The organism is Natronobacillus azotifigens (assembly GCF_026805325.1).
Taxonomy (GTDB): Bacteria; Bacillota; Bacilli; order Bacillales; family Amphibacillaceae; genus Natronobacillus; species Natronobacillus azotifigens.
In genome coordinates this window covers 86241-101645 of sequence record NZ_JAPRAT010000006.1, presented here as the reverse complement: position 1 = coordinate 101645, position 15405 = coordinate 86241, and the positions used below count along the sequence as shown (strand labels likewise).

Sequence of the window (15405 nt, the reverse complement as noted above, 5' to 3'; positions counted from 1 at the left end):
AACGGGTGTTTATGTTATGACAAAACGAAAAAAGAGACAACTGATTGCTTTACTTTTTTTCCTTTTTATTCTAGCTATTATCATTTTTCTTAGTGTTCGACCTCTTCAAATATACCAAACCACCACGACTCAGCCTGAAGAAGACAATATTCAACAGGTAATTGAGCAAGTTCAAGAAAAAGATGAAGAAGCAAGCTCTCCAGCAGATGAATTATCCTTAAATCTTCGAGAAGCCGTTGATCAAGCATTAAATATTTTTGCTAGCCAAGACTTTCATATCACCGCGATTGGTGATTCTTTGACCCAAGGAGTCGGTGATGAAACCAATAGTGAGGGTTATGTCGGAGTTCTTAAGAACAAATTGTCTAATGAAGGCTATCGACTTCAATTTAATAATTTCGGAAGAAGAGGGAATCGAACCGATCAATTGATTGTTCGTCTAGAAGAAGAATCCGCGCTACAACGTTCTATTTCAAACAGTGATATTGTTTTAGTTACGATTGGGGCTAACGATATCATGCGTATCGTTCGGGAAAACTTTCTTAACTTACAAGAAGATATTTTTATTAATGAGCAATTAGAATACGAAGAACGATTAAATACAATCTTTGAGATGATTATCGATCTGAATGATCAAGCACATGTGTTTTTAATAGGTTTTTTTAACCCATTTGAAGGGTATTTTGATGAAGTAGAAGAATTGAGTACTATCTTAACAAGCTGGAATCAATCAGGCGAACAGTTAACAAATAATTACCCACTAATTCAATACATTCCGATCGATGACTTGTTTCAAATTGGTGGAGTCAATTTATTAGCAGAGGATAACTTCCATCCAAACTCTACTGGATACTCCTTAATCGCTTCCCGCGTACTGAATTATCTTCAACCAGCCCTTGAGGACATAATATTAGAACGGACGGCTCAGGCTCAATAAGGAATAAGGTTATGTATGGGGGAGATGTTGTTCTCCCCTATTACTCATTCGTTTTGGTTGAAGCACACTAGAGCAGGGTACTGATTAGAATAGGAGGGTGATGAAATGACAAACGAAAAACCGAAAAAAAAACGAAATTGGCGCTTACTTTTCCTCTCCTTACTTGGAATTAATATTTTTATCCTTATTGTAATTTTTATTTTAATTTTTTCGCCTACTCCAAACCAGCGCGAAATTCCTGATCCCAACTTCACACAGGATGATCCTGGGGCAGAATTTACGATTCAATCTACAAAACAAGATTTAAATGATTTAATCAACAACTATCTCGATCAAATACTTGTGGCCGACAATGCGAGGTTTAATGTTCATATTGATGAAGATGTTCACTTAATTGGTGCACTTACTGCATTTAATACAGAAATCCCATTATCAATCAGAATGGATCCTGTAGTTCAACCAAATGGTGACTTGATTTTAAAGCAAACAGAGATGTCGCTAGGCTTATTACATTTACCTAGGAACCGGATTATTCATTATGTAGGTATGCAAGTAGACACACCAGATTGGCTATATTTCGATTCAGAAAATGAACAGATTTATTTAGCTATTTCTCAGGTTGAAATACAAGACAATATGAGGATTCGTGTACAAGAACTAGACTTGGATAATGATTCTATTCATTTCCGCCTTCGTATTCCCTCATTGGTAGAGATGACAGAATAATGGAGCCTTTTGTGAATAATTACTTTAAAAGACAACTCCCCACTGATTGAAGGTTCTCTTTATCCATTCGACAAATGTGACATGCATTAGTATGACCGTTACTTCAAATTGAAAAAGACAGATGACTATAAACGGTCATCTGTCTTTTTCAATCATAAGAAGCTATCGTCATTCCTTGCTGTTCATATAGGATAGGAGAAATATTTACCAAACGCGAATATTTACACTGCCTATATCGACACTTGCTTCGATCGATGGTCCTCCAACCCCTACTTGTTCACTATGCTGCCTTGATCCGGGCTGGTTTAACTGATTAAAATCTCTAATTCGGAGATCGCCTAGACCAGCCTTAACATCTATTCGATATGCTTCAGGTTCTTCTGGAACTGTTACCGAAACTTCACCGATATTAACTTTTGCTTGAATGTCTTCATTCCATTGATCCATCTGAATGGATATATCTCCTATATCTGTTTTAACACCCCAACTACCGATTGCCCGATCTACTTTAACCTCACCCACATTTACGGAAATTTTACTATTTTGGGATACGATGGAGGACACCTCGACTGAACCTACATTTGTTTCTAAATCTAACGTATCAAACAGCCCGTCCCTTACTTGCAACTCTCCTACATCTAATTCTACTTTTAGCCTTTGATAGGATTGCTCCGGCAATGCAACAACTAATTGGACATTACTGTTGCCACCTATCGATAACCACGATAACCATATCTGTCTTTTTCGATTTAGTTCAATCCGCACTTCTTCACCATTATCTTCCACCGATAAATGTAATCTTTTTTTGTTTTGCTTAGAAATGTTCCCAACTAATGATACATGAATATCTTGATCACTACTTTTTTCGATTGAAACAGAACCTACATCCGCTTTTACAATAATGGATTCTTTGTCTGTTGCATCAATCGTTTGTTGCTCACTTACCGCTTCTGTTGCATTGGTAATAAAAAATTGATTCCCAAACATAAACAATCCCGCGACACCCAAAACAATGGACAATAAACCGATCATCGCAAACTTCTTCATCCGCTCACCCTCTTGCCAATTGATTCATCCAATTGAAGTATTTTTTACCAATTTGAAAACTAAACCTTGTTGCATAATACATCGCAATGCCTACAAAAATACCAATTCCAAATAAAATTAAAAGAATAGATAATTCACTTAGAACATGTTGAGGTATTCCCCATATAAAAGAAACGGACCATAAGATTGGGCTTGAAATAAATGCGATTGATACCGCCCAACCACCGATTAAGATACCGAATAATCCAAAGGCAGGTCCCAATACAAAAATTAGATTAAACAGTAATAAAAGAATAATAATTGCCACGTTAGGACTCTTTGTATTAGTTGTTGGTTCTTCTGTTTTACTAGATCCACTTAAGTCTGAATCATACCTTATGGCGAGTTCTTTTTCTGCAATTGCTTTAGGCTGTCCAAGCTCCAAAACAATATCTTGATCATTTTTCCCATCAATTGCTCCTATTTTAAAATGATCTTCATAGGTTTCAAGAATAGTTGCACGTTCCTGACTTGGTAGTGTGCGTAAATGATAAGCTAACTCACGAAGGTAGCGTTTTTTATCCATCACAATCCCTCCTTTTTACTGACCTACTAAATGATGTTGGTGAGCATAAATCGCTGCTTGGGTTCGATCATTTACCATCAGCTTACTTAAGATATTGCTCACATGTACTTTCGTTGTTTTTAACGCGATAAACAATAGATCAGAAATCTCTTGATTTGATTTTCCCTCTGCAATTAATAAAAGGATCTCTTTTTCCCTCGTTGTTAACGTCTCGTGTAAAGGGACCTCTTGGTTTGACCTCATTTTTGCTAATACTTTACTCGTTACCTCCGATTCAAAAACGGATTCCCCTTTATGGGTAGCACGAATCGCATCAGCAATGTCACTAGCCTTTGAGGTTTTTAATATATAACTCGTTGCCCCGGCATCTAAAGCTGGATACACTTTATCGTCATCAATAAAACTAGTCACCATCAAAATTTTTGCTTCTGGCCATTTGGCAATAATCTCTTTCGTTGCTTGCACCCCATCCATTTTGTCCATTACAATATCCATTAAAATGATGTCTGGACGAAGCTCTAAAGCTAAATCGATTGCGGTTATTCCATTATCCGCTTCTGCAATTACATTGATATCTGGTTGTGTGGATAAATACGTACTTACTCCAATACGAACCATTTCATGATCATCAACAAATAACACATTAATCATTACGAATCACCTACTCCTTTATCATTGGCACACGAACCTCAAGCTTTGTACCTTTATTTGGAATACTTATTATTCGAAAGGTTGCTCCAATTTCAGCCGCGCGTTCTTTCATGTTCGATAAACCATAGGAGCTCGTTTGATTGTCATTCATGTGAAAACCAATTCCGTCGTCGATTACGGTTAGAATCGCAAAACCTTCTCGTTTCAACAATAAAATATCTACTTGATTAGCTTTTGCGTGACGCAACGCATTTGAAACAGACTCTTGTAAAATCCGAAACAAATGGTCTTCCACTCCCCTGCTCGTCTCGATTTCCTCAATCCGCCATGAAATTGCAAGCGATACTTTTTCACTTAATTCCGCTAACAGCATATCAATTCCTTCTTTTAGCGTACTGTCTTTGAGTGCAATTGGTCTTAAATGCAACAATAGTGCACGCATTTCTAATTGCGCTTGTTGAATCATACTTTCCACTTGTTGAATCGGTTTTCTTATTTGGTCTTCTTTGGCGATCGGCATCTCATTGATTGCTGAAACTAACATGGAAGTAGCGAACAGTTCTTGACTAACCGAGTCATGTAATTCTCTCGCCAACCGATTTCTTTCTTCCGTAATTCTCTCTTCAATCGCCTGTTCTTGATCTTCGACACGATCACTAATCAGTTTTTGCGTCCGCTTTGTTTGCGCTTGAATGTTTCGTTGGATATCACTAATTTTATCCATCACCAAGGATATTTCCAGCGTTTTTCCTGGATAGAATAACTTCTCTTCACCAGATCCTCGTTGCAATACTTCTAAAGCATCGCTTACCGATGACAACTCTTTTTTCCAAGCTAGACCGTGCATCATTCCGCTTATCGCACCAATAAAAATACTAATAAAAAGAACAATTAGGATAAAAGGTACTTGCCAAACGGTACGTAGCCAAATGGACATCCAACTATCTACTGGAAAATGAATGAGGAAGATGCTTAGCAATAGACTAGTAAACAACAAACTACGAAAAATTTCTTTGAGCACAAGCATGTGTATGGCTCTTTTCATCCGCGTTTCACCTCAATCTTACCAGCAATCATCGAAGTGAAAATTTTCACCCGTTGATTAGATGATGGATAATCCGGTGTCTCGAGGTGGATTGTACGATTGGTTATTTGATTGTCACTATGTCCTAATAAATCAACCGAACCCGCTAAGACGGAATGGTGAATACTAACCTCGACATCAAAAGGTACGATGATCGTAATCGTTCCGGCGAGTTGTCGCACCATGATAATCGGCTCACCTTTAGGCAAAACAGTTTGATTTAGATCAATAATGGTTTCCCCAATGATCGATTGAATATTAATATCTCTCCATTGATAAGCATTTCGGTCCGTTTCTTGTTTGCCAAACCATTTATTTGTAAACAGTGTTTTTTCTTCTTTCCAATCATTATTATTGGACGGAAACTGTGGTTGATGATGGGTAGTCATTTCTTTCGACTGATACCAATGAAAAATCAGGATAGCAATTCCAGCAAATAAGATAAACTTAAAGATGGTCGTGTTCAATACGATAATACATAGAATGACCGCACCTACCCAGAACAGCGCTCTAGCATCTGAACGGTAATAATATTGCCAAGCGAGATAGGTAATAACGGACCAGATAACTAACCAAATGAACGTACTCGTCTGAATGAAAATTAATTCAAACAAGAAAAATAATACGAGTGCAATCAAAAGATAGTGGATTGTATTTCGATTATCGTGATTGAACATAGCGTTTCCCCTCTTTTTTCATTATCATAGGTAGTTAAGCTGATCAACACTTCCAAAACTTAACTACCTATAGCGTACACGATCTTATCTTGAAATAGAATCCTTTTTTTCTAATTCCGCAAATCTCGCATCCAATGTATGCAGTCGATAATTTGTTGTTACTTGTTGTTCCAGGCGTTCAATGTATGATTCCGCCTCACTAAACTTCGACGCGCTACGCTCTATATGTTCCGTGTGTAAAACTTTATTGATCCCTTGATGAACCCGAGCGATGTTTTCTCTGCCTTTTAACTCTAACCTTTTTACATACAAATTTTTCAGTTGATGTTGCATTTCTATATATTTCATTTCGATTTGTTCAATTTGTTTCGATGCAGCATCATTCATCTCGTGCAGTTGATCAAGACGCGTTTGGTACTTCGCTCGCTCCATGGATGCTTCTTGCTGTAGTTCTGTCTCACTCATTTCTTCCGCTAATTGTTCCTGACGAGTCCGTTTTTCCACCATCATTTTCGCTTGTTGCAATTCTTTCTTATATTCTTGCTTAATCACATATTGCTTTTCAATTAATAACTTTAGCTTTTTTACTTCATCTTCACAATTACGAATATATTGATTCAGGTGAGTCATCGGGTGTTTTTGCTCCTTCTGATCCAACAATTCATGAAAATCTGCCACAATTGTATCTTTTACTCTTGTAAAAATATTTGCCATGTTCATTCGCTCCCTTTTGTTTTATTCCATAATCCAGCCATCCGTTTTTTCGTATTCCACAGGTTTCTTCCAACAGCGATACGTATAATAAAGCAACACACATGCCACGATCCCAACAAACGCTGCTGAGTTAGAAATCGATAGCGACAAACCAATTAAACTGACAATCGCCCAACCGAGTTTACTGCCAAATGATTGAGCCAAAATAAATCTACGAATGGCATAATAGAGAATCGCTAGCGTAAGTACTAACGTAATTATTGGGGCTAACGTAGCCAATAAGATGATCCCAGTAACCATTACAACAAAAATAAGTAACAATGTTCGCATTCCCTTGCCCTCCTTCCTTGTAATTCAAGCTTAACGGAATTCATTTTATTTCTTAACAGGCTAAGGCTATATCTTTAACTAAGACCGGAGGCTTATTTTCTTTTTCTATAGCGGTTATATAACAGTGTTGTTCAGAAATAGCTTACTCAAGCAGTGAAAAAAACGCAGCGCTCCGGTTGAAAACGTAACAACTGAAGCGAATCAATAGAGGTAAGGGAATTGCGTTCTGCTTGCTAACCGATAAAGTGAAACTTCAATCAGTGGGGGTTTTTAGGTATTCCCCCACTGATTGTTAGCCCTAAAGGATGACCTAAAGGCCTTTGAACCATTTGGGGTGCTAGCGTTGATTGCTTCGTGGAGTTGCTCTACTTTTGTCGATCAGAACTGAACGTGGTTATATCTGTTGATTCGACTTGCTCAACGATTCCTAGCCATTAAAAAAACTCGGCAAGTTTTAGCCGAGTTTTACTGGTGGTTCTTGATATTCTAATTGAGCCGATTGCTCTTGACCATCGATAGTATAAAGATATTCTTGTAAACTTCCATGATATATTAATTTTAACTCATGCCAGGATTTTAAATCTTGTGGTCGAATCAATCCTGGTGGTTTCGGTAACTGGTAAGCCCCACAATCTTGCAATAATGTCGCAACAAATTGCGAACAGAAAAATGCATTGTCTCTCTGAAACTCTTTGTTTAAGATGATGCCGAATAGCCCTAAAAAATTATAACGGTATAAGTGCTTATGACTTTCCATCAGCATAATGCGTTGTTGCAATACTTCATATTGACTTTCTGATATCTTCAATTGATATATTGCACATTTTGCTTTCTTAAAGAAAGGTAAATGTAAATTTTCTCTAACAAAACCACCAATCAAAGGATTATAAGGTCTTTTACGACCAAAACTATACACATAGTTAAATTGCTGATCCAATGAAATCGAAACGTGATTTAACGACGTTTTTGTATACATATCAATTGCTCTTGCTAAAAATGTTCCTGTATCTAAAAAAATTAGATAGACAATTCTTTTTTTCATAAATTATCCCCCCTTAACCAATAACATCTGACCACTCCCTGTTTCGTTAATCTATTAAAAAAGCAATGGATTGAATCGTGCGACTTGCCAGAAAACAATGCTGTATTAAATATATTATACAGACCAGAAATTAACAAGTTTTATTTTATCTGATTAGAAAGAATATTTTTGATAAGGTATTTTTGTAGCCCCTAAAACGAGCACTAGTTGCTTTAGTTATTTTGCTTGAAGGATCAACCTATACGACGTTTTACATCATCTATAGGTTACATGAATCTAGATACCTAACCTAACTCAAGTAGATTAAACATGTACGAAAGAATCCACAGTTTACAATAATCAGGAAAAGTCGTCCTATACTTTAACGCCTTATTGATGATAGCCAAAAATTCGGCTGTAGAAATACAGTGTGCGGTTTCGGCTAACTTAAGGTTTAGCTAATTTCTGTCCGAATCACCCCCCCCATTTTCGGACTACTTTGACTGGTTTTTGCTGATTCTTGCTCGAATCCAGAATAACCTGTTCTTTCTCCATCTTACCCAGCCAGGCTTTTATCTTGTATTTTCAAATGCATGAAAAACCGAATCTACTGAAGAAAACTCCAATTAGATTCGGCTTCTTTATCCTTTATTTACTATTGTCTAGTTATTTTTTTAGTCTTTCTTCCACTTGGCTAACGCTTCAGCTAGGGCTGGATTAACAAAGTCATCATCCTGTTTTTTTACGTATTTATTCACATCACGCTTGGACGCTTTTTGTTTGTTATTTTGTTTTTTCCGTTTTTCAAAAGCGGATAACTTTTCACGATACCCACAGCTACAAGAGAAGGTTTGCGCTTCTCCCTCTCCGCGCATTTCCATTTTCTTATGACAATTTGGGCAACGCGCATTGGTTTTACGGGCAATATGCTTCTTTTCTCCACAAGAACGATCTTGACAGACAAGCATTCTACCTTTCTTCCCATTCACTTCTAGCATCAATTTGCCACAGTTGGGGCATTTCGTACCGGTCACGTTATCATGCTTAAAGCTTTCTTGGCTACGTTTTATTTCATGAACAACTGTTTTTGCATAATCCTTCATTTCTCTAATAAATGCTTCCTTACTCAATTTCCCTTGTGCAATTGCGGTTAGTTTTTGTTCCCATTCTGCGGTAAGCATTGGGGATTGCAGCTCGGTTGGGACAAGTTCTAATAATTGGCGACCCTTTGAGGTAATTGCTAAATACTTCCCTCTACTCTCGATATAGTGTGTCGCATATAATTTTTCAATGATATCCGCTCTTGTTGCTACTGTACCTAAACCACCCGTCTGATTGATTGTTTTCACAAGTGATTTATCTTCTTGATCCATATATTTTACCGGATTCTCCATTGCTTGCAGCAACGTTCCTTCCGTAAAACGTTCTGGTGGCTGTGTTTGACCTTCTGTTATCTGTACGACTATCCCAGAAAGTGTTTCTCCTTTTGTTAATGCCGGCAAGGTCTGTTCATTGGAAGGAAGATCATCACTTTGTTGATAAATTGCCTTCCAACCAAGATCCTTCACCTTTCTGCCCTTTGCAACAAAAACCTCTTTATCTAAAGTCACTTCTACCGTGGTTTGATCATATCGATATGGTTTGGATAAGACGGCAAAAAAACGTTTTACCACTAAATCATAAATTTTTCGTTCTTTGTCGTCCAACTCGGATAGGATGACCGGTTGTTCTGTAGGGATAATCGCATGATGATCAGAAACCTTCTTGTCGTCTACAAAAGACTTAGTTGCTTTGATTCCCTGTTGTAAAATTTGATTCGCATGCTTTGCATACTGATCTACACCACAAGCATCGAGGCGATCTTTCAAGGTGGGAACAATATCTGTCGTGATAAATCGCGAGTCTGTTCTTGGGTAGGTTAACACTTTATGCTGTTCATATAATTTTTGCATGATCGATAATGTTTGTTTTCCAGAAAACCCAAATGCCTTGTTTGCTTCTTGCTGTAGAGTAGTTAGATCATACAATGGTGGAGCAAAACTCTTCTTTTCTGTCTGCGCTAGCTTTGTAATCGTACCGTTTTTATTTTGCAATCGTGTCCGCAATTTTTCTGCTGTAGCTTTATCAAAAATACGACCATTATTTTTTTCATCCTGCCAAGTTAAGGTGAAACCCTTTTGTGTCTTTGCTTTAAGACCATAGAAAGTTGTCGGTTTAAATTGCTTGATCTCATCTTCTCGTTTCGCAATCATCGCAAGAGTTGGTGTTTGAACACGACCACTAGAAAGTTGTGCATTGTATTTGGTTGTTAAGGCACGTGTTGCATTTAGTCCAACATACCAATCTGCTTCTGAACGAGCTACGGCAGCTGCATACAAATTATCGAATTGTTTGCCTGGCTTTAATTGTTGAAAACCGTCTCGAATCGCTTTATCTGTGACCGAAGAGATCCATAAACGTTTGACCGGCTTATGGATACGAACTTTTTCCAACACCCATCGCGCTACCAGTTCACCCTCTCGACCGGCATCTGTAGCAATAACAACATCTTTCACGTCTTTACGGATCAGTTGTGCTTTTACTGTTTGAAATTGTTTATTCGTTTGCTTAATGACAACTAATTTTAAATGGTCAGGAAGCATCGGTAGGTCTTCCATATTCCATGTTTTGTATTTTTGATCATAAGCCTCTGGATCTGCTAAGGTAACCAAATGTCCGAGTGCCCATGTAACAATGTATTTTGAACCTTCAAAATAACCATGCTGTTTTTTCGTACAATTGAGTACGCGCGCAATATCACGACCAACAGAAGGTTTTTCTGCGAGAACTACTGTTTTACCCATACTATTCATTCCTTCCAAATTCACATTATTTCTAGCTTATCATATTTAGGGAACGGAGAGTAGGGAAGAAACTTCATTAGAAATGAATTCGGATGCTTGCTATATTTCGTGAAAATAACCAAATCCCCTTATCTCTTTAATCTTTTGGAAGTAAGGGGCTAACAGAGAATTATTATTAACACAAGTATTTACTACTAGTTCTTATTTGTAAGGTAGAAAATGTAACCGATAGTTAATTAAGCTAACGATTTCAACGATGGAGGGAACATAGGAACAGAATGAAGCCAGGGAAGATACAAACACGGTAACTTTCACAAAAATGAAGCGAAAAGACATGCTTGTAACCTTTCGCCTTTTTTTGGAAAAGTTTCCCTTCAAGGTATAGCAAGGCTATAGATAAAATGGATAAAATCCTAAAGATAAATCCAAATCACGTAAACCCCAATAGAAAAAGACCAAAATAAAGACAAGAAATAGACTAGCTTTAACAATGGTTATGATTGCTTGTTTTGGTTGGCTACTACTCTTCCATTCAAAAACAGCTCGAACAGCATCGATCAACGTTAACGATATAAAATACATAGCTAACACTGGCATGAGGCTGAAACTTATGTCATCAAAGTCAATCATAAATAAAAACCAAAAAAGACAGATAGTGATCCCCGAAGTAAAAATACGCATTGTCCAGTCAACCACGCGGTGAACGTCATTTACATGATTAAACGAAAAATGCGGTTTTCTTTCCACACTCAGATATTTTCTCAAAAACCATTTAACCACTTCCATAACGATGAGAAATATAATGATAATCAAACTGTACCACAAAGAAAATCACTCCTATATAATAGTTATTTCCATATTAACACATACGATAATAAAAAAAGGAAATTATATTTTTTTCACGAAAGAAGCGTTAACAAATACGCGATGTTCTATCCTCAATCCCAATAATTTGCTATAATTATCCTAACATACAAAGAGGAGTGGCTTGCGATGGATAGGAAAGGGATTATTTTTACGAACAATGGGTTTGTTCATTCTTCAACCGTACACTATCCCTATGAAGAGCGCGGTTTACAATTTGGGGATGGCATTTATGAAGTAGTTCGAGTCTACCAAGGAAAGTGTTATTTATTAGAAGAACATATCGATCGCTTATTTCGTTCAGCTAATGCAATTTCTCTAGTTTTACCTTTTTCAAAAAAAGAATTAATGGAGCATTTCATTACATTGCTTCAACTGAATTCATTTACTGATGATGGCATTATTTATGTCCAGATCACACGTGGTTCGGCAAAACGCAATCATATTTTCCCTAAAGTAGAACCAAATTTCTATGCTTACGTAGATCATTATCCACGACCAGTAGATTTTATTTCCCATGGTATATCCGTAATCACTTACCCCGATATTCGTTGGCAGTATTGTTATATCAAAAGCTTAAATTTATTGCCAAATGTCTTAGCAAAACAGGAAGCTGCTGAGCAACAATGTTTTGATGCCATTTTTCATCGTGATGAAATCATCACAGAATCCAGTGCAGCGAACGTTTTTATCGTGAAAGATCAGAGCCTCTACACCCACCCAGCAACAGAACAAATACTACATGGTTGTGTACGCAATCGCGTACTAACACTCGCTAGGAATGCACAAATCAATGTGATAGAAACTACTTTTACAAGAAAAGATTTATTGGATGCAGATGAAGTTTTCCTTACAAGTAGTGGGATCGAAGTCATGCCGGTTATTCAAATTGATGGAAAAACAGTGGGTAGTGGAACACCGGGAGCTGTTTCGAGAAAGCTCCAAAAATTATACGAACAGGATGCTCAATTAGTTACTTTGCAAGGAGGAATTTCGTGAAAAAAATCATTGTGATTGGGTGTGGTGGTTCGGGAAAATCAACGTTGGCTCGCAAACTAGGAATTAAATTGTCGTTGCCTGTTCATCATTTGGACAGGCTATTTTGGCAACCCGGATGGGTGTCGATTGACAAAGAGCACATGCGAGAACTTCAAGAAAAAATTGTGAGTGGAGAGGAATGGATTATGGACGGCAATTACGGGTCTACTCTGGATTTGCGTTTAGCTGCTTGTGATACGGTTATATATTTGAACTATCCCACCTGGCGTTGCCTCTACGGTATTCTAAAAAGACGTTTTCACTACCGGAAGAAAACACGTCCTGACATGACAGAAGGATGTAACGAAAGGTTAAATTGGGAATTTTTCAGATGGGTAGCACGTTTCCAAAAGGTTCAAGCACCAGTCATTCAGAAGAAGATCGTTGCATGTGAACACGAAAAAACGATATATTCCTTTTCCTCACCAAAACAAACGGAAGCGTTTCTGCAATCCTTGGATAAAGTGAAACTTCAATCCAGTGGGGGTTTTTAGGTATTTTCCCACTGATTGTTAGTCCTAAAGGATGACCTAAAGGCCTTTGAACCATTCTGGGTGCTAGCGTCCGTTACTCCCACTTAAACAACTTGATATTCTCGTTGTTTTGAAGTGGGAGGCTTACGGACGGTTGCTCCGGGATAAAGAACAAGCTTAGCACAATTTCATGCTAGTAAACTTCACCTGAAGACGCTGATTACAGTATAACTATGTAACCTTAAGAACGACAGAATTATCATGTTAACAGAAGGGAGTATGTTTGAGGTATGAAAAAAGCACTATTTTTTTTAGTTTTAGGAATATTCATAATGGATTGATTTTCACAAAAATATAAACAACCGCTTAAAATTTTTAAATCTAAAAATCAGTGGGAGTTCCCCCACTGATTAATACTTTATTTGAAAAATTTCACGCGTTCTTCTAATGGTTGAAATTCTTTTTCTCCTGCTGGTGAAGCTGGTTTTCCAAACGGCATTTGCGCGCGAAGTAACCAGTTTTGTGGAATATCCCATTTTTCACGTATTTGTTCATCAATTAACGGATTATAATGTTGCAGAGAAGCACCTAAACCTTCTAGCTCTAATGATGTCCATACAACGTATTGCAACATACCAGAAGCTTGATCAGACCAAATTGGGAAATTATCTTTATATAATTCCATTTGTTCTTGTAATCCCTTAACAACATCTTGATCTTCAAAAAATAAAACCGTACCGTAACCTGCTGCGAATCCATCAATTCGTTCTTCCGTTACCGCAAAGTCTTCCGCTGGAACAATTTTGCTCAACTCATCTTTTGCAATGTCCCAAACTGCTTGATGCTGCTCATCAAAAAGAACAACCACACGACCACTTGTCGCATTGAATGCGTATGGGGTATGTTTTACTGCATGATTGATAACTTCCTCTATTCGTTCCTCGGAAACCACTTTCTCATTATTGATCGCATAATAACTGCGACGTCCTTCCACTGCTTGATAAAAATCTTTCGTCATTTTCCATACCTCCGTGTAATGTAATTTGATGCAGAAAACTGCATTTATAATGTTTACCAACTTTCAGTATAATCATCCATTTATCTCATCGTCAAACAATTAGCTCGGAATCAAGATGTTTTTTTGGATCTTTGATTTTCTTACTTAGACTAAAGCAGTTCTTATGTAACGATCAAGCTTCTTTTCTATGCACCAGTAACCAATACAAGACACCACCCATAACTACCAAAACGGAGCCATGCAGGTATACCGTTTGAAAGCTGTAAATTGATATTACTACTCCAACAATATACGAACCAATTCCAATTCCTAATTCAAAAATGGATAGAAAGGTGGCCATCGCCATCCCTCTTTTTTCAGGCAACGCCTTACTAATCGCTAAAGTTTGAAAGGTCGGAAACAATGTGCCCCATCCCAACCCAATCAACGCTGCTGCTATTAAGAATATTGCACTATTATATGAAAGACTTAACAGCAATATACCAAGAGCAAAGAGGATAATGGAAGGGTACATTATCACATTGGCTCCATATACATCCATCCATTTTCCTGTAAAAGGTCTAGAGATTATCGTTACGATAGCAAAAACAATAAAAAAGTAACTAGATACATGAAGTAATCCAATATCTAATGCATACACAGGAATAAAGGATAATATTGACGAGTATACGATTGCAAATGCAGCACAAATTATCGAAATCCGGACAGCTGACTTTTCAAAAACATCTCGACTATTAACACCTGGATTTTCTGGTTGTTGCTCTCTTTCTGTGTTTGAAAGAAAAACACACATTATAATAGATAGGAAACTAAACAAAATGACAATCCCAAAAAAATAAGGTTTCTCCAAATTCCGAACCGCGTTTATCCCAAAGAACGGACCAAACACTACCGCCAAATTTAGTGATAACGTATAAAATCCAATCCCCTCCCCCTTTCTTGACTGTGGAATTATATCTGTCAAAAATTCTCCTGTCGTTGCCGTTGCTAAACCGAAACCAATACCGTGTAGCATCCTCACTACAAGGAAGCCAATTCCAGTAGTAGGAAATAGGTACAAAACAGAGCTGACTAGGTATACGATTAAACCTGCATATAAAATGGATTTATTCCCAAACCTAGATATCCATAGTGGAGTCAACGTGCGAACAATAATAGCAATAAAAAGAAATACTGTCGTTATCATGCCTGCTATGATTTCGCCACCAGCTATATGTTCAATAATGTAAATAGGAAGTGTAACAAGTAAATAGTAAAACACTAAATATATAAATAAGTTACACAATGTAATACAAATGAAATCCTTTGACCATAATTTATCGTTCGTATTCATTCGATATATTTCTCCTCACAAAACAAGCTTTGTCTCAAAAATAGAAGCCTTCATTCTTATGCGCTAATTCATGCATAAAAATGA

16 protein-coding genes are annotated in these 15405 nt (G+C 37.3%); 4 read left to right on the top strand and 12 right to left on the bottom strand.

Going from position 1 to position 15405, the window contains the following annotated elements; genetic code table 11:
• The first annotated feature begins 16 nt into the window (after positions 1 to 16).
• Together OWO01_RS04795 and OWO01_RS04790 are read left to right on the top strand one after the other, a co-directional pair.
• Positions 17 to 937: a GDSL-type esterase/lipase family protein gene (locus tag OWO01_RS04795; protein ID WP_268779299.1), complete on the top strand. Its 921-nt coding sequence runs from the start codon at positions 17 to 19 to the stop codon at positions 935 to 937.
• Positions 938 to 1042: 105 nt separating this feature from the next.
• Positions 1043 to 1663 carry a YpmS family protein gene (locus tag OWO01_RS04790; protein ID WP_268779297.1) on the top strand — a complete coding sequence of 207 codons (621 nt, stop codon included), beginning with the start codon at positions 1043 to 1045 and terminating at the stop codon, positions 1661 to 1663.
• A gap of 204 nt (positions 1664 to 1867) precedes the next feature.
• Here OWO01_RS04790 and OWO01_RS04785 read toward each other — a convergent pair whose 3' ends face one another.
• From OWO01_RS04785 to OWO01_RS04740, 10 genes are all read right to left on the bottom strand, one after another.
• A complete protein-coding gene (locus tag OWO01_RS04785) occupies positions 1868 to 2710 on the bottom strand; it encodes a DUF4097 family beta strand repeat-containing protein (protein ID WP_268779296.1) in 843 nt (280 codons plus the stop codon).
• Positions 2711 to 2714: 4 nt separating this feature from the next.
• Complete coding sequence (locus tag OWO01_RS04780; protein ID WP_268779295.1) at positions 2715 to 3275, bottom strand: DUF1700 domain-containing protein; 561 nt, start codon at positions 3273 to 3275, stop codon at positions 2715 to 2717.
• Between the two features lie 15 nt (positions 3276 to 3290).
• The gene (locus OWO01_RS04775) at positions 3291 to 3926 is read right to left on the bottom strand and encodes a response regulator transcription factor (RefSeq protein WP_268779294.1); all 636 of its coding nucleotides are present in this window, start codon (positions 3924 to 3926) and stop codon (positions 3291 to 3293) included.
• A 10-nt stretch (positions 3927 to 3936) separates the two neighbouring features.
• The gene (locus OWO01_RS04770; RefSeq protein ID WP_268779293.1) at positions 3937 to 4971 is read right to left on the bottom strand and encodes a sensor histidine kinase; all 1035 of its coding nucleotides are present in this window, start codon (positions 4969 to 4971) and stop codon (positions 3937 to 3939) included.
• Entirely contained in the window at positions 4968 to 5687 is a 720-nt protein-coding gene (gene liaF, locus OWO01_RS04765) for a cell wall-active antibiotics response protein LiaF (RefSeq protein WP_268779292.1), read from the bottom strand. Before liaF ends, OWO01_RS04770 begins: the two co-directional genes overlap by 4 nt.
• A gap of 84 nt (positions 5688 to 5771) precedes the next feature.
• Positions 5772 to 6401 (bottom strand): PspA/IM30 family protein, encoded by a 630-nt coding sequence (locus OWO01_RS04760; RefSeq protein WP_268779291.1) that lies wholly within the window; start codon positions 6399 to 6401, stop codon positions 5772 to 5774.
• Between the two features lie 21 nt (positions 6402 to 6422).
• Positions 6423 to 6731: a lmo0954 family membrane protein gene (locus tag OWO01_RS04755; RefSeq protein ID WP_268779290.1), complete on the bottom strand. Its 309-nt coding sequence runs from the start codon at positions 6729 to 6731 to the stop codon at positions 6423 to 6425.
• Between the two features lie 454 nt (positions 6732 to 7185).
• Positions 7186 to 7773 (bottom strand): hypothetical protein, encoded by a 588-nt coding sequence (locus OWO01_RS04750; RefSeq protein ID WP_268779289.1) that lies wholly within the window; start codon positions 7771 to 7773, stop codon positions 7186 to 7188.
• 653 nt (positions 7774 to 8426) lie between these two features.
• A complete protein-coding gene (locus tag OWO01_RS04745) occupies positions 8427 to 10595 on the bottom strand; it encodes a DNA topoisomerase III (protein ID WP_268779288.1) in 2169 nt (722 codons plus the stop codon).
• 390 nt (positions 10596 to 10985) lie between these two features.
• Positions 10986 to 11420 (bottom strand): DUF4181 domain-containing protein, encoded by a 435-nt coding sequence (locus OWO01_RS04740; RefSeq protein WP_268779287.1) that lies wholly within the window; start codon positions 11418 to 11420, stop codon positions 10986 to 10988.
• A gap of 168 nt (positions 11421 to 11588) precedes the next feature.
• On the opposite strand from OWO01_RS04740, the gene dat reads away from it, so the two are divergent.
• Both dat and OWO01_RS04730 read left to right on the top strand, forming a co-directional pair.
• Complete coding sequence (dat, locus tag OWO01_RS04735; protein WP_268779286.1) at positions 11589 to 12458, top strand: D-amino-acid transaminase; 870 nt, start codon at positions 11589 to 11591, stop codon at positions 12456 to 12458.
• Positions 12455 to 12991, top strand: a complete 537-nt coding sequence (locus OWO01_RS04730) for a DNA topology modulation protein (protein WP_268779285.1) — start codon at positions 12455 to 12457, stop codon at positions 12989 to 12991. Before dat ends, OWO01_RS04730 begins: the two co-directional genes overlap by 4 nt.
• 397 nt (positions 12992 to 13388) lie before the next feature.
• Here the strand turns inward: OWO01_RS04730 and OWO01_RS04725 are convergent, their stop codons facing one another.
• Together OWO01_RS04725 and OWO01_RS04720 are read right to left on the bottom strand one after the other, a co-directional pair.
• Positions 13389 to 13988, bottom strand: a complete 600-nt coding sequence (locus tag OWO01_RS04725; RefSeq protein WP_268779284.1) for a nitroreductase family protein — start codon at positions 13986 to 13988, stop codon at positions 13389 to 13391.
• Between the two features lie 172 nt (positions 13989 to 14160).
• Positions 14161 to 15321 carry an MFS transporter gene (locus OWO01_RS04720; RefSeq protein ID WP_268779283.1) on the bottom strand — a complete coding sequence of 387 codons (1161 nt, stop codon included), beginning with the start codon at positions 15319 to 15321 and terminating at the stop codon, positions 14161 to 14163.
• Between the last annotated feature and the right edge of the window lie 84 nt (positions 15322 to 15405).